The sequence below is a fragment of the Streptomyces sp. 13-12-16 genome, assembly GCF_002114215.1.
In the GTDB taxonomy this organism is placed as follows: Bacteria; Actinomycetota; Actinomycetes; order Streptomycetales; family Streptomycetaceae; genus Streptomyces.
In genome coordinates this window covers 1-406 of the sequence record NZ_NCTE01001464.1, presented here as the reverse complement: position 1 = coordinate 406, position 406 = coordinate 1, and the positions used below count along the sequence as shown (strand labels likewise).

The 406-nt window shown below is 77.3% G+C and carries 1 pseudogene; it reads left to right on the top strand.

Features of this window, described 5'->3' with window-relative positions:
- Window positions 1–406: pseudogene (locus B7767_RS42695) on the top strand (family 2 glycosyl transferase); the annotation flags it as partial.

Here is a 406-nt window from a genome sequence, read left to right as displayed (position 1 = left end):
CCGGCAGGTCGCCCGCGCGAGCATCGTCCCCGCCGAGGACGACGACGAGCCCGTGCCCGTGGCGGCGGGCCCGGTCGAGATCCACACCGAGATCCCGGACGGGGCCGAGGGCCGCGTCCTGCGCCTCGCCGACACCGCCGCCGAGGGCTGGACCGCCACCCTGGACGGCAAGCCGCTGACCCGCACCACGGTCGACGGCTGGGCCCAGGGCTTCGAACTCCCCGCCTCCGGCGGCACGCTGGACGTCACCTACGACGACCCGGTCGCCCACACCGCCTGGCTGTGGGCCCAGGGCCTGCTCGCCGTCGTACTCGTCGTCATGGCCCTGCCCGGCCGCCGCCGCGACATCGACGACGACCTGCCCGAGGAACCGGCCGTCCCCGCCGAGGCCGTGGCCGGCGAGGGC